Source organism: Hydrogenophaga sp. (assembly GCF_035481345.1).
GTDB lineage: Bacteria > Pseudomonadota > Gammaproteobacteria > Burkholderiales > Burkholderiaceae_C > Hydrogenophaga.
The window spans coordinates 1-1,992 of record NZ_DATIGV010000055.1 but is presented as its reverse complement, the minus strand read 5'-3'; the positions used below and the strand labels follow the sequence as shown (position 1 = coordinate 1,992).

General features: G+C 67.3%; 4 protein-coding genes. 1 reads left to right on the top strand and 3 read right to left on the bottom strand.

The features are described 5' to 3' along the window. Positions 1-47: 47 nt before the first annotated feature. From VLG41_RS05940 to VLG41_RS05930, 3 genes are read right to left on the bottom strand one after another with little or no spacing between them, the layout of a single operon-like run. Positions 48-479 (bottom strand): DUF6691 family protein, encoded by a 432-nt coding sequence (locus VLG41_RS05940; protein ID WP_325348469.1) that lies wholly within the window; start codon positions 477-479, stop codon positions 48-50. 10 nt (positions 480-489) lie between these two features. After that, positions 490-927 carry a YeeE/YedE family protein gene (locus VLG41_RS05935; protein WP_325348468.1) on the bottom strand — a complete coding sequence of 146 codons (438 nt, stop codon included), beginning with the start codon at positions 925-927 and terminating at the stop codon, positions 490-492. A gap of 12 nt (positions 928-939) precedes the next feature. Further along, complete coding sequence (locus VLG41_RS05930) at positions 940-1,251, bottom strand: metalloregulator ArsR/SmtB family transcription factor (protein ID WP_325348467.1); 312 nt, start codon at positions 1,249-1,251, stop codon at positions 940-942. A 106-nt stretch (positions 1,252-1,357) separates the two neighbouring features. On the opposite strand from VLG41_RS05930, the gene VLG41_RS05925 reads away from it, so the two are divergent. After that, a partial coding sequence (locus tag VLG41_RS05925) for an MBL fold metallo-hydrolase (RefSeq protein WP_325348466.1) occupies positions 1,358-1,992 on the top strand: 635 nt, incomplete at its 3' end.

The following is a 1,992-nucleotide window of genomic DNA, read 5'->3' as shown; positions in this document are numbered from 1 at the left end:
GCGACGGACAGGGTGGGGGTGAGGCGTCTGAGGTCCATGGTGCTCCTTCAAGTCGTTCGGGTCTTCGCGCCGAGGCGCTCCAGCGATTCGAACACGGCCATGCCCATGAGCATGGCCAGCACGAAGACAAGACCCTTGGTTTCGCCGGAAGCCATCGACACCAGACCCGGGCCGGGACAGAAGCCCGCCAGGCCCCAGCCCACGCCGAAGGTGAGGCTGCCCAGCACCAGTCGGCGGTCGATCTCGGTGGCCTTGGGCAGGTACATGCCGCCGCCCAGGAAGCTGCGCGTGCGCTGCTTGGCCAGGGCGAAGGCGAAGAAGCCGACGGCGATGGCGCCGCCCATCACGAAGGCGAGCGAGGGATCCCAGGCGCCGGCCAGGTCCAGGAAGCCCTGCACCTTGCCGGGGTCCGTCATGCCAGAGAGCAACAGGCCCAGGCCGAACAGCAGGCCGATGAGGAAGGCGGAGAGTTTCTGCATGACAGCGTCCTCAGATCAGGTGGCGGATGACGAACACGGTGGCGAAGCCCGCGGCCATGAAGGCCAGCGTGGCGACCAGGGAGCGAGGCGAGAGGCGAGACAGCCCGCACACGCCGTGGCCGCTGGTGCAGCCCGATCCATAGCGCGTGCCGATGCCCACCAGCACACCCGCCAGGACCACCAGGCCGGTGCCTGCGTCGATGCGCGGCGCAGTGACGAAGCCCGGGGGTGCCAGCCAGCCGTACACCAGCGGCGACACCAGCAGGCCGGCGACCACGGCGGCACGCCAGCCGACGTCACCGGCTTGCGGCTTCATCAGGCCGCCCAGGATGCCGCTGATGCCCAGCACGCGGCCATTGAGCAGGATGAACAGGGCGGAGGCCACGCCCAGCAGAACGCCCCCGGCCAGTGAGGCCCAGGGGGTGAAATGGGCCCAGTCGATCGTCATGGTGGTACTCCTTCAGCGGGAACAGAACTGTTGGTACAGGGTGCGGATGACGGCCTGCGCGGGCGGGCTGTCGATGCGGTAGAAGACGTGCTTGCCCTCCCGGCGCGTGCTCACCAGGCCTTCGTCGCGCAGCACCGTGAGCTGCTGCGACAGCGTCGGCTGCACGATGCCCAGCGCCGCCTCCAGCTCACCCACGTTGTGCTCGCCTTGCGAGAGCTGGCACAGCAGCATCAGCCGGTCGCGGTTGGACAGCGCCTTCATCAGGCGGCAGGCGTCGGCGGCGGCCGATTGCATGTCGTCGAGGTCGAGCTTGAGGGCGGGCATGGGACACTCCATTCGGGATGCCGTCCATCGCGGCATGGGCATCACTATATTGACTGATAGATTGTTTGTCAATATATTGTTGTTCACTTATTGAAAGGAGCCCACCATGTCCGTCGCCACCACCGTCCGGCCGCAGGTCCAGGGCCTGTTCGATCCCGCCACCTGGACCGTCACCTACGTCGTTCACAGCGGCCCCGGAACGCCCGCGGCCATCATCGATTCGGTGCTCGACTACGACCCCAAATCGGGCCGCACGCGCACGGCTTCGGCCGACAAGGCCATCGACTACGTGCGCGCCAACGACCTCAAGGTCGAGTGGATCCTGGAGACGCACGCCCACGCGGACCACCTCTCGGCCGCGCCCTATCTGAAGAAGCACCTGGGCGGACGCATCGGCATCGGCGGGCGTATCACGCAGGTGCAGAAGGTGTTCAAGGCGGTGTTCCACCTGGAGCCCGAATTCCGTCTCGACGGCTCGCAGTTCGACCACCTGTTCCAGGAGGGCGAGCGATTCCGCATCGGCGGGCTTGAGGCCGAGGTGCTCTACGTGCCTGGCCACACGCCGGCCTGCGCGGCCTACCACGTGGGCGACGCGGTGTTCGTGGGCGACACCCTGTTCATGCCCGACGTGGGCACCGCGCGCTGCGATTTCCCGGGTGGCGACGCCAAGACGCTCTACGCCTCGGTGAAGAAGATCCTCTCGCTGCCGGGCGACACGCGCCTCTTCATGTGCCACGACTA

Coding starts and splice junctions, on each gene's coding strand:
- VLG41_RS05935 (WP_325348468.1), bottom strand. CDS start 927: ATGACGATCGACTGGGCCCATTTCACCCCCTGGGCCTCACTGGCCGGG.
- VLG41_RS05940 (WP_325348469.1), bottom strand. CDS start 479: ATGCAGAAACTCTCCGCCTTCCTCATCGGCCTGCTGTTCGGCCTGGGC.
- VLG41_RS05930 (WP_325348467.1), bottom strand. CDS start 1,251: ATGCCCGCCCTCAAGCTCGACCTCGACGACATGCAATCGGCCGCCGCC.